Origin of the sequence: Bacillus sonorensis NBRC 101234 = KCTC 13918 (assembly GCF_001592005.1) — a bacterium.
Lineage (GTDB): Bacteria > Bacillota > Bacilli > Bacillales > Bacillaceae > Bacillus > Bacillus sonorensis.
The window spans coordinates 442,205-463,338 of the sequence record NZ_BCVZ01000002.1 but is presented as its reverse complement, the minus strand read 5'-3'; the positions used below and the strand labels follow the sequence as shown (position 1 = coordinate 463,338).

The following is a 21,134-nucleotide window of genomic DNA, read 5'->3' as shown; positions in this document are numbered from 1 at the left end:
GAACACTATACTACCCGTAAACCGGTTTTTAGGAGGTAACAATTATGGAGCATACATCTGTATCATCTTTAGTCGTCGTACTCATTGTCGCATTTTTGACCCCCATCCTGCTGCATCGATTAAAACTGAGCATGCCTGTCGTTGTGGCGGAGATCATCATGGGTCTTGTTATCGGAAAAAGCGGTTTGAACCTTGTGGCACAACATGATACGTGGCTTGAGACGCTCTCGATGCTCGGATTTATATTCTTGATGTTTTTAAGCGGTTTGGAAATCGATTTTTCTGTATTTGAAAGGGGAAAGAAAAAGCAGGTTCTCCAAAACGGAAAAGCGGCGCCAAATACCTTTAAAACGGCTGCTATTATCTTTGCCGGGATTTTTATTTTGTCGCTCGGGCTTTCTTACAGCTTTGTACTGGCGGGCTTTATTGACAATGCCTTTTTAATGACGCTGATCATTTCAACGATTTCGCTCGGGGTCGTCGTTCCGACCTTGAAGGAAGATCGTCTGATGAAGACGAACATCGGCCAGATTATTCTTCTTGTAGCGGTGATTGCCGATCTTGTAACAATGATTCTGTTGGCGGTCTTTGCCTCGATATATGGAGACGAAAGCAGCAATATGTGGCTGTTGATCATATTGTTTGCCGCAGGTGTCGTTCTTTATCTTTTCGGGAGAGTGTTTAAAAACCGCTCGTTTATTGAAGTCATGTCAAAAGGAACGATTCAAATCGGCACAAGGGCGATTTTTACCTTGATCATCGTGCTTGTGGCGCTTTCGGAATCGCTGGGCGCGGAAAATATCCTCGGCGCATTTCTGGCCGGTGTTCTCGTGTCACTGCTTTCTCCGAATAAAGAACTGGTCCAGCAGCTTGATTCATTCGGCTACGGCTTTTTGATTCCGATCTTTTTCGTGATGACGGGAGTCAAGCTTGACATTTGGTCGTTATTTGAAAACCCGAAAATATTAATCATGATCCCGCTGTTATTTGTGGCGCTTTTGATCAGCAAGGTCGTTCCCGGGCTGTTTTTGAAGAAGTGGTATGATACAAAAACCGTGCTGGCTTCAGGATTTTTGCTGACGTCAACATTGTCTCTCGTTATTGCCGCGACTACGATCGGCGAACGGATCGGTGTCATAGACGCGCAAATGTCGGGCGCGCTTATTCTTGTGGCCGTGATCACCAGCATCATTACCCCGATCGGCTTCAAAAAGTTAATGCCGAAAGCGCAAAAGGACAAAGAGCAAAAAACGATCACCTTTATCGGCGCCAACCAAATGACGCTGCCGGTTACACTTGAGCTTTCTCCTGAAGAATACCATGTCAGAATTCTGCATGTGCATCAGGAAAAGAAAGAGGAAAAACTGTCAGAGTCCGTTTTTGATGTGGAGGTTTTGCCTGACTATGAGTTCGGAACACTTGAATCATACGGCGTTTTTGAGACGGACATTCTTGTTGTAGCGACGGGCAATGAAGAGCGGAATACCGGAATCGCGCTGTTTGCCAAAGAGCAAAACGTCGAAAGAATCATTGCGAGCGCTGGTTCGCCTGCAGCCGAGTCCGAATTGAAAGAAAACGGAATTGATACATTCTCCATCCTGTTATCAACGAAAACAATGCTTCGCGCACTAATTGAGGCTCCGGGTGTCATGAAGCTTTTGGCGAATCAGGATGCATCATTGTACCAGATCAATATGAACAATGAGAGGTTTGACGGAGTGCTGCTAAGGGAGTTCCCGTTTACGGGGGATGTCATTTTCGTCCGGATTTTCCGGGATGTTGACAGCCTGGTTCCCCACGGCGATACAAGGCTGCAAATGGGTGACAGGCTGATCGCCACGGGTTCGCGCGAATATATCGCGGAATTGAAAAAAACGCTTGAAGACTGATGCTTGACCATTTTCTATTTCGTGTTAAGATAAAAGTATAACTGAATGAAAAAGAAATGTTTTCCACTAGGGGAGTCCTTGATAAGGGCTGAGATAAAAGTGTGACTTTTAGACCCTCATAACCTGAACAGGTTCAAACCTGCGTAGGGAAGTGGCAAGGTATTTGATATGGTTGTTATATGCAAATTCCAAACCACTTTTCCTGCGGGGAAAGTGGTTTTTTCATTTTCTGAATTGAAGGAGGAGCCTCGAAATGAAGTTTTCAGAAGAATGCCGGAAAAGCGCTGCAGAATGGTGGGAGGGCAGCTTTGTCCATCCGTTTATCCAAGGAATTGGAGACGGCTCTTTGCCGGTCGACCGCTTTAAATACTATGTTCTCCAGGATTCCTATTATTTGACCCATTTTGCCAAGGTTCAATCCTTCGCCGCGGCGTATGCGGATGATCTGTATACAACGAGCCGGATGGCGGAGCATGCAAACGGAACTTATGAAGCAGAGCTTTCCCTGCACAGAAAATTCACCGAATTATTGGGAATTACGGAAGAGGAAAAGAATGCGTTCAAGCCGTCGCCCACTGCATATGCGTATACATCCCACATGTATCGTTCTGTGATGAGCGGGAATTTTGCGGAAATACTCGCCGCTTTGCTTCCTTGTTACTGGCTTTACTATGATGTCGGGGAAACGCTGAAAACGTGCAGCCCTGAGAATGACATTTACAAGGAGTGGATTGCGACATACGGAGGAGACTGGTTCAAAGAACTGGTGATCGAACAGGTCAATCGTTTTGACGAACTGGCTGAAAAAAGCACTGCCGGCATCCGTGCGAAAATGAAGGAAAACTTCGTCATTTCAAGCTATTATGAATACCAATTTTGGAATATGGCGCATAAAAAAGAGGGCTGGTCAAAAGGCGGGGTGGAACAGCTTGAGACTTCACGCGATCACCGATAACCGGCACACTTTGGAGGAGCTTGCAGCCAGCATCATATCGATAAAGGACATAGCCGACTTCATCCATATCAGAGAGAGGTCAAAAACGGTCCATGAATTGTCTGAATTAATTGAACGCCTGCTGGCAGGCGGAGTCGATAAACGGAAGCTCATCATCAATGACAGGGTGGATGTCGCCTTGTTTCACAATATACACCGCGTCCAGCTGCCTTCCCACGGTTTTTCGGTTAAATGTGTAAGAAATCGTTTCCCGCATTTGAAAATCGGAAAGTCCGTACACTCTGTTGAAGAGGCGGTGCAGGCTGAGAAAGAAGGAGCGGATTACGTACTGTTCGGCCATATTTTTCAAACAGACAGCAAAAAGGGGCTGTCAGAGAGGGGAACCGGCAGCCTGAAGGAGATCAAAAAAGCTGTCGCCATCCCCGTCATTGCCATCGGGGGAATAACCGAACATCGCCTTCCAGAGGTAAAGCAGGCCAACCCTGACGGCATCGCCGTGATGTCCGGGATTTTTTCAAAAGACCGGCCCGCTGAAGCGGCTGAACGACTTGCATGTCTTGTGAAGGGAGATCTATATGAAAAAGCGCTATGAAACGATCATCATCGGCGGAGGAATCATCGGTGCGTCGATTGCCTATCATCTTGCGAAAGCGGGAAAACAAACAGCGGTGTTTGAAAGCGGAGAAATCGGGAAGAAAGCGACCCGGGCGGCTGCCGGAATGCTCGGCGCCCATGCCGAATGCGATAAACCGGGCACATTTTTCGAGTTTGCGAGAGCCAGCCAGTCGGCGTATAAGCGGCTGGCCCCTGAATTGAAAAAAATAAGCGGCATCGACATCAACCGGCATGACGGGGGAATATTAAAACTCGCCTTTACTGAAAGCGACCGGGTGCGTCTTGCGGCAATGGCTGAGCTCGATTCGGCTGAATGGCTGACGGCCGAAGAAGTATTTGAAAAAGAGCCGCATGCCGCCAAAGGAATCATCGGCGCGAATTTTATCCGGGATGATGTTCATGTTGAGCCTCTTTCTGTTTGCAGGGCTTTCGCCAAAGGGGCAAAGCTGTTTGGCGCGGATATCTTTGAGCATGCCCCTGTTTTATCAGTCGAAGCGGCATCAGGGGGCGGAGTGCGCATAATGACGGCTTCAGGCGCCGTTGAGGCGGAGCACGCGGCAATCGCAAGCGGTGTGTGGAGCGGCGTCTTTTTTAAGCAGCTCGGTTTAAACAAAAGCTTTTATCCGGTAAAAGGCGAGTGTCTGTCTGTTTGGAATGACACCATTCCTTTAACAAGAACGCTTTACCATGATCATTGCTACATTGTTCCGCGCCGCAGCGGAAAGCTTGTCATCGGCGCCACAATGAAACACGGAGACTGGAATGACAAGCCTGACCTGAACGGAATCGAAGCGGTGGTCAAAAAGGCGAAAATGATGCTGCCCGAGATCGGCGGCATGAAAATCGATCAATGCTGGGCCGGGTTAAGGCCTGAAACAGAGGACGGCAATCCGTATATTGGCCGGCACCCTGAAAATGGCAGCGTTTTGTTTGCGGCGGGCCATTTCAGAAACGGCATCCTCCTGGCGCCAGCAACCGGTGAGATGATCACGGATATGATTGTGGGCCGGCCGGTCAATCCGGCCTGGGAAGAAGCGTTCAAAGTGGAGCGGAAGGAGGCTGTGCATAAGTGATTATTCAGCTGAATGGACGGAAAATAGACTGGAAGAATGACGGGGGAACGATTTATGACCTGCTCGCTTCTTATCAGCTGGAAAATCGGGTTGTCGTCGTAGAGAGAAACAGACAAATTATAGGGAAAGAAACATATCAAGAAATCAAACTGGAAGAAAACGATGTCATCGAAATCGTTCATTTTGTCGGAGGGGGATAAACATGTTAAAAATCGCTGATCAACAGTTTTCATCAAGGTTATTGCTTGGAACAGGAAAGTACCCGTCATTTGAGATTCAAAAAGAGGCGGTGCGCGTATCAGAGTCGGAGATTCTCACGTTTGCCGTCAGACGGATGAATATTTTTGAAGAATCACAGCCCAATTTTCTCGAACAGCTTGATTTAAGCCGCTATACACTGCTGCCGAATACGGCCGGCGCAAAAACGGCTGAGGAAGCGGTGCGCATTGCAAAGCTGGCAAAAGCATCCGGGCTTTGCGACATGATTAAAGTGGAAGTGATCGGCTGCGACCGTTCGCTTCTGCCCGATCCCGTAGAAACATTAAAAGCATCAGAGGCGCTGCTTGAAGAAGGCTTTATCGTGCTTCCGTATACATCGGATGACGTCGTGCTGGCAAAAAAACTTCAAGAGCTTGGCGTGCATGCGATTATGCCGGGAGCATCTCCGATCGGCTCCGGACAGGGGATTATCAATTCTCTCAATCTTTCATTTATCATCGAGCAGGCTGAAGTTCCGGTGATCGTCGACGCCGGTATCGGCTCTCCTAAAGACGCGGCATACGCAATGGAGCTTGGGGCCGACGGCGTTCTTTTGAACACGGCGGTGGCAGGTGCAAAAGACCCCGTGAAAATGGCGCTTGCCATGAAGCTTGCCGTCGAGTCCGGGAGACTTGGATACCTTGCGGGAAGAATTCCTGAAAAAGACTATGGCATCGCTTCAAGCCCTGAAGAAGGGATGCTGACGACTTGAACGGTAGGTATTCAAGGCAGGAGCTGTTCCGGCCGATCGGTCCTGACGGCCAAAAAAAATTGCAGGGCGCCCATGTGCTGATCATCGGAGCGGGAGCCCTTGGGTCGGCGAGCGCTGAAATGCTTGTAAGAGCCGGAGTCGGTTCGCTTACAATCGTTGACAGGGATTATGTCGAATGGAGCAATCTTCAGCGCCAGCAGCTCTATACGGAACAGGATGTCAAAGACCAAATGCCGAAGGCGGCCGCAGCTGAAAACAGGCTTCGCCTGATCAACGGCTCTGTCCGGGTTAACGGCATCGTCACCGATGTCACGGCGGAAAAAGCGCTCAGCCTTGCAGAAGGCGCATCATTGATCATTGATGCCACAGATAACTTTGAGACCCGGCTCGTGGTAAACGATGCGGCCGTCAAATCGGGCATCCCGTTTTTATATGGAGCGTGTGTGGCAAGCTACGGGATTGCGTATACAGTCATCCCGGGCAAGACGCCGTGCCTGCATTGTCTTTTGGGACACCTGCCGGCGAACACGATGACGTGCGATACATCCGGCGTCATCAGCCCGATCGTCCAGCAGGTCGCCGCTTATCAAGTGACAGATGCGCTTAAGCTCTTGACAGGGCATGAACCATCCGGAATGCTCCGCTCATTTGATATATGGACAAATGAAAGGTCCGAGGTTCGAGCGGACGCTCTTAAAGATCAAGCATGTCCGACGTGCGGTACCCGTGAATTTCCGTTTCTTTCACCGGAAAATGAAACAAAAGCGGCTGTGCTTTGCGGGCGGCAAACGGTTCAGATCAGACCTGCCGCAAAACAGCCGCCCGGACTGGAGGAGCTGGCCGTCCGCCTAAGAAAAGCGGGCTTGGAAGTAACGGGAAATCCATATCTTGTGTCAGGCAGGGCTGAAGACTTCAAATTCGTCATTTTCCGGGATGGCAGGGCTTTTATTCATGGGACAAATGACATCAACCGGGCAAAAACGATATATCACAGATGGATTGGCTAAAGGCCTAAAAGGAGTGCAGACAACATGAGCATATGTAAAGCGTTGACAATCGCCGGATCTGATTCGGGGGGAGGCGCGGGGATACAAGCTGACCTCAAAACATTTCAGGAGCTTGGTGTGTACGGCATGTCGGCTTTGACGGCGGTAACCGCGCAAAATACACAAGGTGTGCACGGCGTTTTTTCGCTGTCTCCGGAAGCGCTTGGCCAACAGATTGAAGCCGTCGCCGAAGATTTGCGGCCTGACGCCATTAAAACGGGAATGCTTTGGAACGCGGAGATGATTGAAGCCATTGTAAAACAGCTTGAAAAACACGATTTGAGGAATGTGATTGTCGATCCCGTCATGATTGCCAAAGGCGGGGCATCGCTGTTAAATAATGAAGCCGTTGAAACGCTGAAACAGCGGCTGCTGCCAAGGGCTTTTGCGGCGACGCCGAATATCCCTGAGGCTGAGGTGCTGACAGGCAGAAGCATCAAAACGATGGAAGACCGAAAAGAGGCGGCCCGCGATTTGTATAAAATGGGCGTCCGCTATCCGATTATAAAAGGAGGGCATCAGCCGCAGCAGAAAAAAGTGACCGACCTGCTTTTTGACGGAGAGGCCTTCATTGAAATAACAAATCCTTTTATTGAGACAAAAAATACGCATGGAACAGGCTGTACGTTTTCAGCTGCCCTGGCAGCGGAAATCGCCAAAGGAAGCGGCATTCATGAAGCTTTTGAAACCGCAGAATCGTTTGTGCACGAAGCGGTGGCCCACAGCCTTGATATCGGATCCGGACACGGGCCGACCAATCATTTTGCATATCAAAAATCGCTGCAGGGAGGGAGTCGGCTCTAGCTGATCCTTCCTTTGCAACGGCGGGCGGGTTTTGCAGCGGAACGCCCGCTTTTTTTGATAAAAAGTCTCTCATGGCGATTATGAAATTGTCAGCCTGACACAGTTTGTGATACTATATATTATGATCAGGTACTAATAAAATGTTAATCATTAGGAGGATTTATACATATGAACGTATCACTAGAAGGCCGCAATATTGTCGTCATGGGTGTTGCGAATAAACGAAGCATCGCTTGGGGAATTGCCCGTTCCCTTCACAATGCCGGTGCAAGGCTGATTTTTACATATGCCGGTGAGAGGCTTGAAAAATCGGTTAAGGAATTGGCTGATTCTTTGGAGCGCAATGATTCGATTGTTCTGCCATGCGATGTTACAAACGATCAGGAAATTGAAAAGTGCTTTGCCAAAATCAAAGACGAAGTCCAAGTGATCCATGGGATTGCCCATTGCATCGCCTTTGCGAACAAAGAAGAGCTCGCAGGAGAATATTTGAACACGAATCGCGAAGGCTTCCTTCTCGCCCATAATATCAGCTCTTACTCGCTGACGGCGGTTGCCAAAGCTGCGCGCGGCATTATGACTGAAGGCGGAAGCATTGTCACGCTTACATATCTCGGAGGAGAGCGCGTCGTTGCAAACTACAACGTCATGGGCGTCGCAAAAGCCTCCCTTGATGCCAGCGTGAAATATTTGGCAAACGATCTCGGAAAAGAAGGAATCCGTGTCAACAGTATTTCTGCCGGACCGATCCGCACGCTGTCCGCAAAAGGAATCAGCGATTTTAATACGATCCTGAAAGAAATCGAGGAGCGCGCTCCGCTTCGCCGTACAACAACACCTGAGGAAGTCGGCGACACAGCCTTATTCTTATTCAGCGATCTTTCCCGCGGAATGACAGGCGAAAACCTGCATGTTGATTCCGGCTACCATATTATCGCCCGATAAAAACGTATGAAAAAGCGATCCGTTTCAAGGATTGCTTTTTCTTTTCTTCTGATTTTTCCTTTTCCGTCATATAGATATACCATGAACGGATCGGAGGGATAAAAGATGTCTAATAAGAAAAACGATGCGGAGCAAAAGCCGCTCATGTATATTGTACAGCCTGATTATGATGCGGCAGAGGCAAACATGCAGGACATTCTCATCAAAAGAAAAAAAACGGCAAAAGAAAAAGCACTTAAAGATAAGGAAAAACGAAGCGAAGAACATGCAGAAGAACCGGTTTCAAAGGAGAAAGAGGCGGCTGAAGCAGTTCAAAACAGGGAGGCGGACAGACCTGCAAAAGGAATAAAGCCGATTAAGAAACCGCTCAGTAAAATGACGATAACCGAAAAAATCGATTTTTTAACAAGCCTGCCGGGGAATATGCCGAAAACGCTTTGTCTTATTGAAGCAAATGGAAAGACCTACAGGGGGACGCTCATCGAAAAAAAAGGCGATTCTGTCTTCGTGCGGACATCAAGCAAAGGCGATCCTGCTGAGCTGGCGATCGCAAGCATTACTTCGCTCCACCCGCTCGGTTTCTAGCACAAAAAAAGTCCCGTTGCAGGGACTTTAATTTGTGCGGTTGATCAATTGCGGGTTTAAACATTCGATTGCACAGAAGCATTCCAGATCCACTTCGATACAGAAGCTTGTTTTTTCTAAACGAAACACATCGCAAATTTTATCTTTTTCATCTGTGAAATCAAGAATGCGGCGGTTTTCGTCAAAGGCGATCAACAGCCTCAGCGTCGCGCAGCAGTCTTTGATGTTTTCAACTCTGAAAAAAACGGTGCTGAAGCAAGGGCCTGCTTCAAGTTCTCCTACGTTTCCGAAAGCGACAAACGGCTTTGATTTAGATGTGTATATAATAAACGGAATGGTATCGCCGAGATTTCGCGTTGGAGACAGCAGGTTGCTGAAACAGCTTGTCGGGCAGCCATCTTCTTCAATGGCGTTTTGCAGCTCATGGATCTTTTCAACTGCATCGCATACGCAGTTATCGCCTGAAAATATCGTCATGTTATGATCCCTCCTAAATCATGGATTTTCGCTTCGTTTTCAAGACGGCCGGGCTTTTCTATTGGTAAAAGGAGCTGCCGAGAGCCGGCAGCTTTCGTGAGTAAGGCATGCACCAAGCCGTTTTCCGGGTTATACGGCTAAGGATGCAATCTGAATGGTTTAACCGTGATTGTGTTTTTTGTCTGCTGCGCGATCTACGAGATCAGGTGACAGACATTGAATAGCACAGAAACAAGTCAAGTCGACTTCGATGCAAAAGTCCGTTTTTTCAAGCCCGAAAAAGTCAGGGTCACAAGGGTGGCAAACGCTGAGCGTATCGCCGTTTATGTCCACAGGCCTCAGGATTGAAAGAGTTGCGCAGCAATCTTTTAAACTTTCTGCCCGAAAGAAAATAGATTCGAAGCACTGCATATCATCTGAAAATCCTCCGACATTTCCAAAGGTTGAAAACAGGCCGCCCTTTTTGTCATACAAAAGGAACGGAATCGTGTCTTTTCCGGAAACAGTCGGATTCAGCAAGTTGCCGAAGCAGCTTGTCGAGCATGCCGCTGTTTCCTCGACTGCTTCCTGCTCTTCAATAATCTGCTCAACTGCTTCACATACACAATTTTCATGCCGGCCATGGTTTTTTCCGCAGCTCATGGATTTCAGCTCCTTTATATAGGATATTTGACTTTAGTCTTTAACAACATATGTACCCGTGCCCTTGTTGGTGTGGGTAATCGTCTATAAAAATGAAGAAAAGCAGAGCGGGTTGGCTCTGCTTTTTGTATTAAAGAATGCCGACAATAAGCGTTGCGATGATAACTGTAAGTGTTTGGACCGCTGTGGTGATCAATGCAGCAACGTCTGTATCTTCTGTTGTTACTGTGACATCGCGTGAATTGTCGATTACCAGCTTTTGGCGGTTCGTTTGTTTGTTGGCTGATACTTGCAGCAAATCTTGCGATACAAGCTCCGCCAATTCAAAGTCATCAATAATGGCGAGAACAACTGTAACGATTGCTGTCTGAATAGATGTCAGTACAGATGCGACGACTTGGGTATCCTCTGTAGAAACTCTGATATCGCAAGAATCTTTAATAATGATCGTTTCATCTGAAAGCTGCTTGTTAAGGTTGAGCTGATCCAATTCCTGATTGATGAATGCATCGTCTTTGCCGCATTTGCAATTATAGTCGTCACACAGCTGTTTCTTAGGGAATCTCGGATAATACTCGGTTCCCGGATGCTCGCATTCAGGATCAAGCGCAACCCAAGAATATGGTCTTGTTTCCATTTGTATTCCTCCTTCCATTTACTATTATTAAATGTTTGAAGCTTTGAACTTGTATATGGCAAATACCCTAATCCAAATCCCCATTTTTTTCTTCGTTTGCTGCATGATTTTCCTGCTGTCTTCTTTGTTTGAGTTTTTCTCTTAATTTATTTGAACGGTTTCTTCTTCGTTTTGATCTGTCTTCGGATTGCAACGTGTTATCCGACTTGTTCTTTTCTTGTTTTTTCTTCTGCTGCTTGATGACGGCTTCAGACTGTGCTTTCAAATCATCGAGCATTTTTAAAATATTGTTCTTTTCTTCCTCAGACAGCGTCCGTACATTGTCCTTTGAGACCCCGTGTTTTCTAAGGATATTTGTCACGAGCGTACTCATTAATGGATTGACATCTGCTTTGAGTTTTTCTTTATCTGACAATTGATTCTCACCTCAATTTCTAAAGAATATTAGAAAGAAAGAAGGATTTAAAGTATGTCAAGTTCTGTTAAAAGAGCGGTCAGAACGTCAGTCAAGATTTGAACAGAAACTGCGATTTCCAACGAAGAAAGTGTAATTTCGACATGTCGGCTGCCTATTACTTGAATGATCGTCTTTTTCTTGGTTTGCAATCTGTGTACGGCCAGAATTTGTTCCGAGATGAGATCGGCTGTATCCGGATCTTCGATCGTCAGCTGCACCGCCAGAATAATCAGTGTGATGACAATTGCCTGTAGAGAGAGAGCGGCTGTTATGTTTGTCGTGTTTACCGTAACATGTTCAGAATCTATGATTTCAATAAGCTGTTCATATTCCCTGGAGATGTCGTCGAATGTTTCCGTATAGAGTGCTTCGGCATTTTCTTGAAACGACATAACTTTCACTCCTTTCTTATCCACACTTTATTAAATGCAAATTGGTTCCATAGCGGAATGAGAAAAACATACAATTCCGCACCCAAATTTAGCGGCAGCACGCGTTTTTCAAATCATGTTCAGCACGGATGCGGCATATATTTAGAGATCAGACGATATTCATGAGGGGGAGCCATGTGATACAAAGCTGGTTTTTATTGATATTATTTTCGCTTGCGGTGTTTCGGCTGACGCGTCTTGTCGTGTTTGACACGATCACGGCTCCATTGCGAAGCCTGTTTCACGAAGAGGTTGAAGAAAAAAATGAAGCAGGACAGGTTGAAACATATATTGTCATTAAAGGAAAAGGCCTGAGAGCCTGGATCGGTGAACTGTTAAGCTGTTATTGGTGCACAGGGGTCTGGTGTACTGCTTTTTTGCTTGTGTTCTACGCGCTGATTCCAGATGTTGCCGAATGGCTGATCCTGCTGCTTGCCATTGCCGGCCTGGCAGGGGTGATGGAAACGATCGTGTCAAAATGGCTCAGTTGAATGGGGGTTTGTCACAGCAACTTATGAAAAGATGAGTCATATAATGGGATATACGAATGAGAAAGGAAGGAATAGCAATGAGACAAGTGAAAAGGCGGCATCACGGCCGGTTGGCGAATACTTCCAGCAACAATCAATCCACTTTCTCAAAAAAAGTGAAGAAAAAAGGATGCGGATGCGGCAAAAAAAGAAGAGCCCAATAATTTTTTTCAAAAAAAGCCGGAAAAAGATCCGGTTTTTTTGTTTCCATTCTCCCTCTTCATGCATACATAATCATGAGGAGGGAGATCCGCGTGAATCTATTTGAACAGCTGATAGACTCGGTTTACCGCAGGCATGATCAATCTCAGGCGGACCATGAACGAATTATGAAGGAGCAGCAGAGGGAATTGGATCAATTGGACCAGTCGGCAGAACGGTTTGGACATCAAGTCGAACAGTTCGCTGAAACATCTGAAGCATGGCTGGGAGAGGATGCGGGACTGCCGGGCGTATTTAAATAATCCACACAAGCCCTATGCATCTATCCAAGCGAACTCTATCAATTTTCATATGGTATAGGGAGAAAAGGAGGTGCTTTAGATGGGCTTTTATGGCGGAGGAGTTCCTATTGGCTATGGCAATGGCGGCTATGGCGGCAATAGCTATGGCTCAACATTTGTATTGATCGTTGTTTTATTTATTCTTCTCATCATTGTCGGCGCTTCTTTTAGATACTAGTCTTTTAAAAAGAAGGGAGCATAGGGCGCGGCAGTTCTGTGCTCTCTTCTTATAAAAGAATCGGCTGGGAAAGGCACGCGGCGTTTCCAAAAGACATATGATAGCGTATCACTCCCAAAAAAGGAGGCAGGGATATGGACAATCAATTTTTCAAAAACATTGAAAAGAAAACAGGCGTCAGCATGTCGGACGTGATGCAGCTGGCGAACTCTTTGCAAAACGCCAACTTCAAGGATGAAAAAACGGTCCGCAGCGTTATTAAACGCGTTGCCAAATTGGCGAATAAACGGGTTCCAAAAGAAATGGAAGACCGGATTGTCGAATCGATTGTTAGCGGAAAAGAAAAAATGGATTTCAATACGATCGCTAAAATGATGAACAGCAAAAAATGAACACCGCGCCTTCCGGTAAGGGAGGGCACGGTGTTTTTTAACGCGATTGAAGTTCAGCCGCCTGCGGCTGTTTTCTTAAAATCGGCTGCAAAAATCTTGAACGGTAGGCCGTTCTGCTTCTTCTGACCGATGGGACGCTGATATACAGGTTGTCTTCCGCCCGGGTCATGGCGACATAAAGGAGCCTTCTTTCTTCTTCCAAGGCGGTTTCATCACCCTTTCTTGCCGATTCCAATGCGAAGTCATGGGGGATGGAACCGTCGACCGCTCCCAGGATATAGACCGTTTTAAATTCAAGCCCTTTGGCGCGGTGGATCGTTAACAGCTGGACTCCCTTTCCGTCGGGTTTTTGTTTCTCGGCTGCTCTCATATGATCAACATGCGCCAGAAATTCAGGGATCGTTTTGAATCTCTTCGCTGCCGTTTTCAAATCGCGCAGATCATCTGAGCCTTTTTCCAGCTTGTTTCCTTCATTGCCGCGTTTTTTCAGATAGTCGGAAAAGCCCATTTTTTCTTCAGCAAACGTCATCGCTTCGACAGGCTTCATCGTTTTCAGGCTGCTGAAAAAGGGAACGATTTTTTTGATTTTTTCAAGCTGGAACGGTTTGATATCGGTCAATTTTACGAGCGCCTGCACCATCGTACAATCCTCTGTGATTGAGAGCGCCTTTAGCGTATTTAAAGCGGACTGCTTTAAAAAGAGGGCCGGCAATAGCTGTTTGACGGCTTCTGTATCATCTTCATTTTGGCTTAAATAAAGATAGGCGAGCATTTGCCGGACGATCCGCCTGCTGTAGAAGGACTGGACGCCCTGGTCGGCCGTATAGGGAATCGCCGACTCGTGAAGGCGTTCATAAATGGCGCGGCCGCCGCTGTTTGTCCGATAAAGGACGGCGAAATCCTGCGGTTTGGCGCCCATTTGAATTTTCTCGCGGATATCGGAGACGATCATGATCGCTTCTTCCTCTTCATCATACGGATAAAATAAAAGCGGTTTTTTGACATCGTCCCGCACGGCTTCCAGTGTCTTGGCCCAGCGGTTTTTGTTTCTTTTGACGACCGCCTCCGCGCTTGCGACAATGGGGTGGCTTGACCTGTAATTCGTCGCCAGATGAATCGTTTTTGCATCCGGAAAGTCCTTTTCAAAATCAAGAATAAAAGAAGGGCTGCTGCCTCTGAACGCATAAATCGACTGATCATCATCACCGACACAGGTGATGTTGTTTTCAGGGCTGGCCAGAAGCCTGATAATCGCATATTGGACGGGATTGATATCCTGGAATTCATCGATCAAAATCGCATGAAACCGCGATTGGTATCTCTGCAAAACATCCGGACGTTCTTGAAACAGCTCATAGCATGCGGAAGCCATATCATCAAAATCGAATTGGCCGCGTGATTTTTTTTGCTCTTCATAATGGCAGAACAGCCGGTGCACCCGCTTCTCCCATTCGTCCTCAAGCGGAATGCGCTCCCCGGGAAGATAGGCGTTTTTCCAATAGCCGATCTGCTGGATCGCCTGGTCGATCGGAAAATCTTTTTCATCAAGCCCTTCGTCGGCCAATGCCATTTTGATGTACTGCTCTTTTTGCCACTCCCATTTCAGCAGGCGGTCTCCATTCCATTTCGCAGGATCATGATGATAGAGAATTTTATAAAACAGGCTGTGAAATGTTCCGGTTACAAGGCGGCTGACCGTACGTTCCGCCAAGCCGTACTGCGAGGCCATCCGCTCTTTCATTTCCTTGACCGCTTTTGTGGTGAAGGTGACAAGCAGGATGGCAGCAGGCGGTATCTCAAGATGTGACAGCATATAAGCCGTCCTCGCCGTTAATACCCGCGTTTTCCCGCTTCCGGCGCCGGCCAGTACGAGAAGAGGGCCTTCCGGAGCGGAAACGGCCTCAAGCTGTTTTTCATGTAAAGAAACATTCGGAAACATTTGCTCAGCCGATGTTTCGGCTTTGGGAAAAAAATGTTTATGAACAGCCGCCTCTCTCGGAGGCTCCCAAACGCTTGCCGGTGTCTGCGATTGCTCTGTGATCGGTTTTCCTTTCGGCAGGCGGAACACGCCGCTTTCCGTATAAGCCGTTTCTTCTTTTGGCTGATCGTTGAGGCATGCCGCTTCACATTCAGAAAAATCACCTGTTTCCCTGTGAACAAAATGCGGTTCTTCATGGATTGTCAATGCCAACCGAAGCGGCATGCCGCATGTTTTGCATGTAATATGGTCTTTTCTTGCCTCGTCAAAGAGGAATTGAAAATGTTCTCGCGAATATGTATGTAGATGGATGTCTCTGTTATTTAAACGTGCGCATTTCAAAAAGAAGTCCTCCAGTAATTGGTAGTCGTCTTCTTATGGGACAACGTCTATCATATCAAATGACAACCATTTAAAACAGTAGATTTTTGGGAATGCGAGCATGGGAGGAGATACGATGGGATATTTGCCGCCGGTTTACCATGATCAGTATGTACAATACGCCAATCGCACCATCAGCCAGAAATCAAATTATGCATATATCCAAAAAACGGCCTTCGTGCAAAGCAAAAGGTCTTACCGAGAAGTAGAAAAACGAGTGGAAAACCAGACATCTGCAGAAAGAAGAGTGCAGGAACAAAAACGGAAAAAAGGAATGAAGCAGAGAATCTCAGAAAAGAGAAACATAGGCCGTTATGTGAATGAATCGGTTTAATGGCATAGAGCGAATTCCGTGGTGCCTGTTCTGCGGCGGCACGCTGTCATATTTGACAGCTGTCCGGCGGCGGCCTCCCGGATAAGCGAAAACCCCGGCGGTCTGCCGGGGTTTTCATTATTTTTTGCGCAATGTTTTGAGTCCGAAATATAAGATGATTAAAACCGCTGCTCCAAGCATTATCGGAGTTGTATACGTTTTAGCCACATTTTCAACATGATCCCACCGGCTTCCGAGCTGTATTCCGAGGTAAACAAACAAAATCGACCACGGGATGATGGCGAGCACCGTCAGACCGGTGAATTTCAAGAGCGGCATCTTGGCAATTCCGGCGGGAATGGAGATGGCATGCCGGACGACCGGAATGAAACGGGCTGAAAATACGACGCCGCCCCCGTATTTTTCAAACCATTTTTCCGCTGTTTCAATATGATGTTTTTGAATCAGTAAGTATTTTCCGTATTTGTATAGAAACGGCCGACCGCCGTAATAGCCGATCCAGTAGAGAAACAATTGGGCAATCGTTCCTCCGATGACTCCCGCGATGATGGCACCGATAAAAGTGATGGAGCCGTTTGACACCATATACCCTCCGTATGCCAGCACAATTTCGCTCGGGATGATTTCAATCATTAAACCGATCGCTATCCCAAGATAACCGAGATCGGTCAGCCACATTAAAATGTCATTCACTATGCTTCCCATTTTTGTTTTTTCACCCTGCCTTTTTCATTCATCAGCCGAACATTTGGATCATACGGCGTGACTTTTCTCCGTTTGGACGGGAAACAAGCGAATATCAAAACCCGTTCGGATGTGTTTTGTGCCACTCCCAAGCGCTTTGAATCATGGTTTGTAAATCGCTGTATTTCGGCTTCCATCCGGTATCTGTCTGAAGCGCCCGGCTGTCTGCCACAAGCACCTGGGGATCGCCCGCTCTGCGCTTGTCCGTTTGTTTTGGGATGTTTCTTTCCGTGACGTTTTCAGCTGTTTCCATCACGTCTTTCACGGAATGTCCGGCCCCTGTCCCTACATTATAAACATTTTGTTTCAGTCTGTCTTCATACAAAGCATCAAGAGCTGACAAATGGGCCGCCGCCAGATCGAGGACATGAATATAGTCTCTGATGCAGGTCCCGTCGGGTGTCGGATAATCATCGCCAAAGATTGAGATTTTTTCTCTGCGGCCAAGCGCCGTCTGCAGGATGAGAGGGATGAGATGGCTTTCAGGATCGTGGTCTTCGCCGATGATCCCGTCCATGTCCGCGCCTGCCGCATTAAAATAGCGGAGAGCGGCCCATTTGACATGATGCGTTTTCCCGACCCAATGCAGGTATTTTTCAATCATCAGTTTTGATTCGCCGTAAGGGTTGACAGGCTGGAGCGGAGCGGTTTCCCGGATCGGCTTGTCCCCTGCGATGCCGTAAACGGCCGCTGTTGATGAAAACACGATGTGTTTGACGCCTTCACTGATGATATGTTCAAAGAAAGAACAGGATTTTATTGTATTTTCTCTGAAGTAGAGTTCCGGTTTTTCAATTGATTCCGATACAAGGCTTTTTGCCGCAAAATGGATGACGGCATCAATTTCGTGCTTTCTTATGATCGATGTCACCAATCCGTGATCGCTGATATCACCCTCGTAAAAGTGAGGGGTGTGAACGGCTTCACGGTGTCCTGTGGACAGGTTGTCAAGCACAACGGCGTTTATGTTTTGTTTTTTTAATGCCAGAACGGTATGGCTTCCGATGTATCCGGCTCCTCCGGTTACGAGCACTGACTTCATTGTAAAGCTCCTTTCTGCGTTTCTCTTTTGAGGACATTCTCCATGTAGGCCAGCAGTTTCGGCCGCATCTCATCCCGCATGAGCCCCATTTCGATGCTTGCTTTAAAGCAGCCAAGCTTGTCGCCGATATCAAAACGGCTGCCTTCCAACTGCCGGGCATAAATGTTTTGTTCCCGGCATATGTCTCTTAACGCGTCTGTCAGTTGTATTTCATTCCCCGCGCCTTTTTGGGTACGCTCAAGAACAGGGAAAATGGATGGCTCTAAAATATAGCGTCCCATGACGGCGATATTCGAAGGCGCTTCTCGAACAGCCGGTTTTTCGACCAAGTCTTCGATGTCATATACTTTATTTTTCTGCGTGGCTGTCTGAATGATCCCGTATTTGGAGACATCGGCCGGTTCGACACACTGAACGCCGATGACAGATGTTTTATATTCTTTATATACGTCGATGAGCTGCTGCAAGGCCGGTTTTTCCGAGATCATGATGTCGTCGCCGAGCAGGACGGCAAACGGCTCATCACCGATGAAATGCCGCGCCGACAAAACCGCGTGTCCGAGTCCGAGCGGCTCTTTTTGGCGGATGTAATGGATGTTTGCTAAGTCGGCAATGTTCTGAATCTCTTTTAATAGATCATGTTTGTTTTTATTTAATAGATTCTGTTCGAGCTCAGCAGACCGGTCGAAATGATCTTCAATCGAGCGCTTGTTTCTTCCTGTAATGATGAGAATATCTTCTATGCCTGATTGAACGGCTTCCTCCACAATATATTGAATGGCAGGTTTATCAACGATCGGCAGCATTTCTTTCGGCTGCGCTTTTGTCGCAGGCAGAAATCTCGTTCCCAACCCGGCTGCGGGAATAACGGCTTTTCTTATTGTCATGATTATTCACTCCTGTTCATTTCAATTCTTAAGAATTTGTTTCAGGTTCTTGAAACACCCATAGGCGGTTACCGATAAAATTCATCACCATTCCTCCGAGGGTCGCTATGATTTTGCTGGAAAAGAGAGACAAGCCCCCTTTTTGAAGACCGTAGAGGATAAGAAAGGTGATCCCTGAAGCTGCAAGGTTTATCAGGAGAAAACGGAAAATCTCTTGTCCGCGGACCTTTTTTTTCACCCGGAATGTCCACGTGCGATTCCAGATATAGCTGTTTGCCATGCCGGCGGTATATGAACAAACCTGTGCGAGAAGGTAGGGGACATTGACCGCCGTAAGCAGGAAAAATACCCCGAAATCAATCAATGTGTTTCCGGCTCCGACAGTGCTGAAGCGGCATAAGGTGGCGAATTTGGTTTTCATCATAACGGCATTCGATTTTTACCTCCCAACAGGAGAAACGGGCTGTGCACCCTTCCTGAAAGCTTACACATAACCTTAGCGAATAATGTTGAATAAACGATAAACAAAAGATGAACAAACTATGAAATATTGAGGGGCGGGGGAAAAGAAAAACCGTTCCGGATGTGGAACGGTTCATTGGCCCGCAGGAGGAGATATTGGCGGCGTGCGGCACCTGAAGCCCGCTTTTACGCGCCTTGCGGGAAGTTATTCTTTGATCATTTTGACGTGAGGAATATCCGCGTCTAAAAATTCTTCGGAGGCGACTTTGTAGCCGTGTTTTTCGTAAAAAGGAACGGCTTGTGTCTGGGCGTTCAGCATGAATCGGGAAGCGCCCTGTTTTTTCGCTTCCGTTTCCAGCGCCTCCATAATCAGATTGCCGATACCTGAGGAACGGTGGCTTTTTAAAACACAGATTCGCTCCAGCTTTCCGTACCCGTCAACAAGGCGAACGCGGCCGGCTCCGACCGGTTCTTTTCCGTCATAGATGACAAGGTGTGAAGATTCCTGTTCGAGATGATCCATTTCTTCTTCCGGTGAAACATGCTGTTCTTTGATAAATACTTCTGTTCTGACAAAAAAAGCGTCTTTAAGCTGCTGATCATTCTTGACGATGACGGATTTCACTTGTTGTCTTCACACTCCTAAAATAAATGTTTCATAAACGGTCCAAGAGCCGTTGTCCAATTGATAAAGCAGGTGAAAGCGGTCGATGATTTCTTCATGTGTCGCGTCTCTCATTTTAAGCGTTCCAAGGACATCGGAATGCTCATCATCAGAAAGGTTTTGGGCAATCGTCACATGGGGAACAAACGCATACTCCGGCTTGTCTTCCAAAACGCCGCTGTACATTTTTTCATGCAGCTCCGTTAATTCCGCTGTCGGTTCCGCTTTCATATAAATCACATTATTGACCGGGGCAAAAGAACTGAACTTTGTAATTTTCAGCCTGATCGGCTTCAGCTCTTTAGAAAGTTCTCTCAGGTGTGCAACGACTTTGCCGATATCTTCTTCAGAAGATTCAAACGGTGTTCTTAATGTGAGGTGGGGCGGGATTAAAGCGTAATTCGGATCATAGCGTTTCCGGTAGGAATTTGCAATGTCCTGAAGTTTTTTTGATGGGAATAGCACAATACCGTATTTCATTTTGTTCCCTCCTTAGACAATTTATATGGTTTTAGTATATCAAAGATCAGCTTAGATACGGAGAGCTAAAGCATTTTTTTTAAGGCGGGCGTGATTAAAGGCTGCCAGTACGTCCACTTATGGTCTCCGTCAAATGTTTCAAAGTGATAGTTCATGTTCTCGTTTTGAAGCAGCTCCTTCAGTTTTTCATTTGGAGCGGTAAAGTCCAAAATTTGATTGTCGGTCGTTTTGACTTCGGTTTCTTTTACGCCGATTTGGTGGTACACCGAAATGAGCTGCAGCGAAGCGGAGGTTTCGACTTTTTCAAGCACATGGCTGTCGACGTACGGGGACTGCATAATGACATTACCGAACATATTCGGGTAATCGAGCGCAGTCATGAGGGACACGGTTCCCCCGAGTGAATCTCCGATCAGCGTCCTGCCAGATCCGACTTGATATGTTGGATATTCCCGGTCTGCGAAAGGAACCAGTTCATGTGCCAAAAAGCGCTTATACGCTTCGAATTTCGGCCCTTCCGGATGGTATGTGTGCCTTCTTTCCTGAACGCTTTTGTAAGGGACGCCGATGACGATGCACCGTTCAATTTCACCGTTGTGTAACAGTTCTTCGATCTGCCGGCTGATGCGGCCCAAACGGAAATAGTCATGACCATCCTGGGCGATGATGACATGGTATTTGTAGAGCGGGGAATAGCTGGAAGGCAAATAGACCAACAGCTCCATTTCTTCGCCGAGCTCTTTTGAGTAAAGCTTTTTTTCCTGAATGACTCCTGTTTTCATAGTCAAGCTGAATTCCTCCAGAAAGTAGGTTGTTAACGTTTCCAACATTGTAACACGAATAGTGCGAAAATTCTCTTCGTAACTGCAATTTTCGGCTGACCCGGGTTGCGTCCGGACTACATTAGTCTGCCGCTACAATGTGGCAAGCTTTTTCTGATCCGGGATTTCATCATATCATATCAAGGAGATAAAGATTCAAAAAAGGCTCTTGAAAATTCTCCTGAATTGGGGTAAAGTAAAGAACAATCAGA

The 21,134-nt window shown here is 47.0% G+C and carries 28 protein-coding genes and 1 riboswitch; of the genes, 15 read left to right on the top strand and 13 right to left on the bottom strand.

The genetic code is table 11. The features are described 5' to 3' along the window. Window positions 1-44: 44 nt before the first annotated feature. The 10 genes from BTR1S_RS05050 (at window position 45) to BTR1S_RS05005 (ending at window position 8,882) form a co-directional block, all read left to right on the top strand. Window positions 45-1,889, top strand: coding sequence for a monovalent cation:proton antiporter family protein (locus BTR1S_RS05050; protein ID WP_006636853.1), 1,845 nt, complete (start codon window positions 45-47; stop codon window positions 1,887-1,889). A 58-nt stretch (window positions 1,890-1,947) separates the two neighbouring features. Further along, a riboswitch (TPP riboswitch) is annotated at window positions 1,948-2,056 on the top strand. A gap of 86 nt (window positions 2,057-2,142) precedes the next feature. Continuing rightward, window positions 2,143-2,844, top strand: a complete 702-nt coding sequence (gene tenA, locus BTR1S_RS05045; protein ID WP_029418658.1) for a thiaminase II — start codon at window positions 2,143-2,145, stop codon at window positions 2,842-2,844. After that, complete coding sequence (gene tenI, locus BTR1S_RS05040; RefSeq protein ID WP_006636855.1) at window positions 2,819-3,436, top strand: thiazole tautomerase TenI; 618 nt, start codon at window positions 2,819-2,821, stop codon at window positions 3,434-3,436. The genes tenA and tenI overlap by 26 nt, the downstream gene beginning before the upstream one ends. Beyond that, window positions 3,420-4,532 (top strand): glycine oxidase ThiO, encoded by a 1,113-nt coding sequence (thiO, locus tag BTR1S_RS05035; protein WP_006636856.1) that lies wholly within the window; start codon window positions 3,420-3,422, stop codon window positions 4,530-4,532. Before tenI ends, thiO begins: the two co-directional genes overlap by 17 nt. Continuing rightward, complete coding sequence (gene thiS, locus BTR1S_RS05030; protein WP_006636857.1) at window positions 4,529-4,732, top strand: sulfur carrier protein ThiS; 204 nt, start codon at window positions 4,529-4,531, stop codon at window positions 4,730-4,732. Before thiO ends, thiS begins: the two co-directional genes overlap by 4 nt. A 2-nt stretch (window positions 4,733-4,734) precedes the next feature. After that, entirely contained in the window at window positions 4,735-5,502 is a 768-nt protein-coding gene (locus tag BTR1S_RS05025) for a thiazole synthase (protein ID WP_029418657.1), read from the top strand. Continuing rightward, window positions 5,499-6,509 (top strand): thiazole biosynthesis adenylyltransferase ThiF, encoded by a 1,011-nt coding sequence (locus BTR1S_RS05020; RefSeq protein ID WP_029418656.1) that lies wholly within the window; start codon window positions 5,499-5,501, stop codon window positions 6,507-6,509. The genes BTR1S_RS05025 and BTR1S_RS05020 overlap by 4 nt, the downstream gene beginning before the upstream one ends. A 24-nt stretch (window positions 6,510-6,533) precedes the next feature. Continuing rightward, a complete protein-coding gene (gene thiD / locus BTR1S_RS05015) occupies window positions 6,534-7,352 on the top strand; it encodes a bifunctional hydroxymethylpyrimidine kinase/phosphomethylpyrimidine kinase (protein ID WP_006636860.1) in 819 nt (272 codons plus the stop codon). Between the two features lie 168 nt (window positions 7,353-7,520). Beyond that, window positions 7,521-8,297, top strand: a complete 777-nt coding sequence (gene fabI, locus BTR1S_RS05010) for an enoyl-ACP reductase FabI (protein ID WP_006636861.1) — start codon at window positions 7,521-7,523, stop codon at window positions 8,295-8,297. A gap of 105 nt (window positions 8,298-8,402) precedes the next feature. Continuing rightward, complete coding sequence (locus tag BTR1S_RS05005; protein ID WP_006636862.1) at window positions 8,403-8,882, top strand: CotO family spore coat protein; 480 nt, start codon at window positions 8,403-8,405, stop codon at window positions 8,880-8,882. 27 nt (window positions 8,883-8,909) lie between these two features. Here the strand turns inward: BTR1S_RS05005 and BTR1S_RS05000 are convergent, their stop codons facing one another. From BTR1S_RS05000 to BTR1S_RS04980, 5 genes are all read right to left on the bottom strand, one after another. Next, window positions 8,910-9,359 carry a CotY/CotZ family spore coat protein gene (locus BTR1S_RS05000; protein ID WP_006636863.1) on the bottom strand — a complete coding sequence of 150 codons (450 nt, stop codon included), beginning with the start codon at window positions 9,357-9,359 and terminating at the stop codon, window positions 8,910-8,912. Window positions 9,360-9,518: 159 nt separating this feature from the next. Further along, window positions 9,519-10,001 carry a CotY/CotZ family spore coat protein gene (locus tag BTR1S_RS04995; protein WP_006636864.1) on the bottom strand — a complete coding sequence of 161 codons (483 nt, stop codon included), beginning with the start codon at window positions 9,999-10,001 and terminating at the stop codon, window positions 9,519-9,521. 130 nt (window positions 10,002-10,131) lie between these two features. Further along, window positions 10,132-10,638 (bottom strand): spore coat protein, encoded by a 507-nt coding sequence (locus tag BTR1S_RS04990; RefSeq protein WP_006636865.1) that lies wholly within the window; start codon window positions 10,636-10,638, stop codon window positions 10,132-10,134. Window positions 10,639-10,705: 67 nt separating this feature from the next. Then, window positions 10,706-11,053: a hypothetical protein gene (locus BTR1S_RS04985; RefSeq protein ID WP_006636866.1), complete on the bottom strand. Its 348-nt coding sequence runs from the start codon at window positions 11,051-11,053 to the stop codon at window positions 10,706-10,708. Between the two features lie 47 nt (window positions 11,054-11,100). Then, on the bottom strand, window positions 11,101-11,487 hold the full coding sequence (locus BTR1S_RS04980) for a spore coat protein (protein WP_029418655.1): 387 nt from the start codon (window positions 11,485-11,487) through the stop codon (window positions 11,101-11,103). A gap of 161 nt (window positions 11,488-11,648) precedes the next feature. Between BTR1S_RS04980 and BTR1S_RS04975 the strand changes: the two genes are divergently transcribed. The 4 genes from BTR1S_RS04975 to spoVIF all read left to right on the top strand — a co-directional run bounded on the left by BTR1S_RS04975 (window position 11,649) and on the right by spoVIF (window position 13,129). Beyond that, the gene (locus BTR1S_RS04975) at window positions 11,649-12,017 is read left to right on the top strand and encodes a DUF1360 domain-containing protein (protein ID WP_081605349.1); all 369 of its coding nucleotides are present in this window, start codon (window positions 11,649-11,651) and stop codon (window positions 12,015-12,017) included. Between the two features lie 293 nt (window positions 12,018-12,310). After that, the gene (gene yjzK / locus BTR1S_RS04970; RefSeq protein ID WP_006636869.1) at window positions 12,311-12,520 is read left to right on the top strand and encodes a protein YjzK; all 210 of its coding nucleotides are present in this window, start codon (window positions 12,311-12,313) and stop codon (window positions 12,518-12,520) included. Window positions 12,521-12,599: 79 nt separating this feature from the next. Beyond that, a complete protein-coding gene (locus tag BTR1S_RS04965; RefSeq protein ID WP_006636870.1) occupies window positions 12,600-12,737 on the top strand; it encodes a YjcZ family sporulation protein in 138 nt (45 codons plus the stop codon). A gap of 134 nt (window positions 12,738-12,871) precedes the next feature. Beyond that, window positions 12,872-13,129, top strand: a complete 258-nt coding sequence (spoVIF, locus tag BTR1S_RS04960; RefSeq protein ID WP_006636871.1) for a sporulation-specific transcription regulator SpoVIF — start codon at window positions 12,872-12,874, stop codon at window positions 13,127-13,129. Window positions 13,130-13,166: 37 nt separating this feature from the next. Here spoVIF and BTR1S_RS04955 read toward each other — a convergent pair whose 3' ends face one another. Then, window positions 13,167-15,449, bottom strand: coding sequence for an ATP-dependent helicase (locus BTR1S_RS04955; protein ID WP_029418654.1), 2,283 nt, complete (start codon window positions 15,447-15,449; stop codon window positions 13,167-13,169). Between the two features lie 115 nt (window positions 15,450-15,564). On the opposite strand from BTR1S_RS04955, the gene BTR1S_RS04950 reads away from it, so the two are divergent. Continuing rightward, window positions 15,565-15,822 carry a hypothetical protein gene (locus BTR1S_RS04950; protein WP_029418653.1) on the top strand — a complete coding sequence of 86 codons (258 nt, stop codon included), beginning with the start codon at window positions 15,565-15,567 and terminating at the stop codon, window positions 15,820-15,822. A 117-nt stretch (window positions 15,823-15,939) separates the two neighbouring features. On the opposite strand, the gene uptA is transcribed toward BTR1S_RS04950, so the two are convergent. From uptA to BTR1S_RS04915, 7 genes are all read right to left on the bottom strand, one after another. Then, complete coding sequence (gene uptA, locus BTR1S_RS04945; protein ID WP_029418652.1) at window positions 15,940-16,527, bottom strand: undecaprenyl phosphate transporter UptA; 588 nt, start codon at window positions 16,525-16,527, stop codon at window positions 15,940-15,942. Between the two features lie 94 nt (window positions 16,528-16,621). Beyond that, on the bottom strand, window positions 16,622-17,608 hold the full coding sequence (gene galE, locus BTR1S_RS04940) for a UDP-glucose 4-epimerase GalE (protein WP_006636875.1): 987 nt from the start codon (window positions 17,606-17,608) through the stop codon (window positions 16,622-16,624). After that, window positions 17,605-18,495 (bottom strand): UTP--glucose-1-phosphate uridylyltransferase GalU, encoded by an 891-nt coding sequence (gene galU, locus BTR1S_RS04935; protein ID WP_006636876.1) that lies wholly within the window; start codon window positions 18,493-18,495, stop codon window positions 17,605-17,607. The genes galE and galU overlap by 4 nt, the downstream gene beginning before the upstream one ends. A 28-nt stretch (window positions 18,496-18,523) precedes the next feature. Further along, window positions 18,524-18,919: a GtrA family protein gene (locus BTR1S_RS04930; protein ID WP_029418651.1), complete on the bottom strand. Its 396-nt coding sequence runs from the start codon at window positions 18,917-18,919 to the stop codon at window positions 18,524-18,526. 243 nt (window positions 18,920-19,162) lie between these two features. Further along, window positions 19,163-19,582, bottom strand: coding sequence for a GNAT family N-acetyltransferase (locus BTR1S_RS04925; RefSeq protein ID WP_029418650.1), 420 nt, complete (start codon window positions 19,580-19,582; stop codon window positions 19,163-19,165). 9 nt (window positions 19,583-19,591) lie between these two features. Beyond that, window positions 19,592-20,101 carry a YjcG family protein gene (locus BTR1S_RS04920; protein ID WP_006636879.1) on the bottom strand — a complete coding sequence of 170 codons (510 nt, stop codon included), beginning with the start codon at window positions 20,099-20,101 and terminating at the stop codon, window positions 19,592-19,594. Window positions 20,102-20,166: 65 nt separating this feature from the next. Beyond that, complete coding sequence (locus BTR1S_RS04915; protein WP_034325816.1) at window positions 20,167-20,883, bottom strand: esterase family protein; 717 nt, start codon at window positions 20,881-20,883, stop codon at window positions 20,167-20,169. Window positions 20,884-21,134 lie beyond the last annotated feature (251 nt).

Bases quoted from the DNA above. Each gene is read 5' to 3' on its own strand.
- BTR1S_RS05050 (WP_006636853.1), top strand. From the start codon at position 45: ATGGAGCATACATCTGTATCATCTTTAGTCGTCGTACTCATTGTCGCA.
- tenA (WP_029418658.1), top strand. From the start codon at position 2,143: ATGAAGTTTTCAGAAGAATGCCGGAAAAGCGCTGCAGAATGGTGGGAG.
- thiO (WP_006636856.1), top strand. From the start codon at position 3,420: ATGAAAAAGCGCTATGAAACGATCATCATCGGCGGAGGAATCATCGGT.
- BTR1S_RS05025 (WP_029418657.1), top strand. From the start codon at position 4,735: ATGTTAAAAATCGCTGATCAACAGTTTTCATCAAGGTTATTGCTTGGA.
- thiD (WP_006636860.1), top strand. From the start codon at position 6,534: ATGAGCATATGTAAAGCGTTGACAATCGCCGGATCTGATTCGGGGGGA.
- fabI (WP_006636861.1), top strand. From the start codon at position 7,521: ATGAACGTATCACTAGAAGGCCGCAATATTGTCGTCATGGGTGTTGCG.
- BTR1S_RS05005 (WP_006636862.1), top strand. From the start codon at position 8,403: ATGTCTAATAAGAAAAACGATGCGGAGCAAAAGCCGCTCATGTATATT.
- BTR1S_RS05000 (WP_006636863.1), bottom strand. From the start codon at position 9,359: ATGACGATATTTTCAGGCGATAACTGCGTATGCGATGCAGTTGAAAAG.
- BTR1S_RS04995 (WP_006636864.1), bottom strand. From the start codon at position 10,001: ATGAGCTGCGGAAAAAACCATGGCCGGCATGAAAATTGTGTATGTGAA.
- BTR1S_RS04990 (WP_006636865.1), bottom strand. From the start codon at position 10,638: ATGGAAACAAGACCATATTCTTGGGTTGCGCTTGATCCTGAATGCGAG.
- BTR1S_RS04980 (WP_029418655.1), bottom strand. From the start codon at position 11,487: ATGTCGTTTCAAGAAAATGCCGAAGCACTCTATACGGAAACATTCGAC.
- BTR1S_RS04975 (WP_081605349.1), top strand. From the start codon at position 11,649: ATGAGGGGGAGCCATGTGATACAAAGCTGGTTTTTATTGATATTATTT.
- BTR1S_RS04965 (WP_006636870.1), top strand. From the start codon at position 12,600: ATGGGCTTTTATGGCGGAGGAGTTCCTATTGGCTATGGCAATGGCGGC.
- spoVIF (WP_006636871.1), top strand. From the start codon at position 12,872: ATGGACAATCAATTTTTCAAAAACATTGAAAAGAAAACAGGCGTCAGC.
- BTR1S_RS04950 (WP_029418653.1), top strand. From the start codon at position 15,565: ATGGGATATTTGCCGCCGGTTTACCATGATCAGTATGTACAATACGCC.
- uptA (WP_029418652.1), bottom strand. From the start codon at position 16,527: ATGGGAAGCATAGTGAATGACATTTTAATGTGGCTGACCGATCTCGGT.
- galE (WP_006636875.1), bottom strand. From the start codon at position 17,608: ATGAAGTCAGTGCTCGTAACCGGAGGAGCCGGATACATCGGAAGCCAT.
- galU (WP_006636876.1), bottom strand. From the start codon at position 18,495: ATGACAATAAGAAAAGCCGTTATTCCCGCAGCCGGGTTGGGAACGAGA.
- BTR1S_RS04930 (WP_029418651.1), bottom strand. From the start codon at position 18,919: ATGATGAAAACCAAATTCGCCACCTTATGCCGCTTCAGCACTGTCGGA.
- BTR1S_RS04920 (WP_006636879.1), bottom strand. From the start codon at position 20,101: ATGAAATACGGTATTGTGCTATTCCCATCAAAAAAACTTCAGGACATT.
- BTR1S_RS04915 (WP_034325816.1), bottom strand. From the start codon at position 20,883: ATGAAAACAGGAGTCATTCAGGAAAAAAAGCTTTACTCAAAAGAGCTC.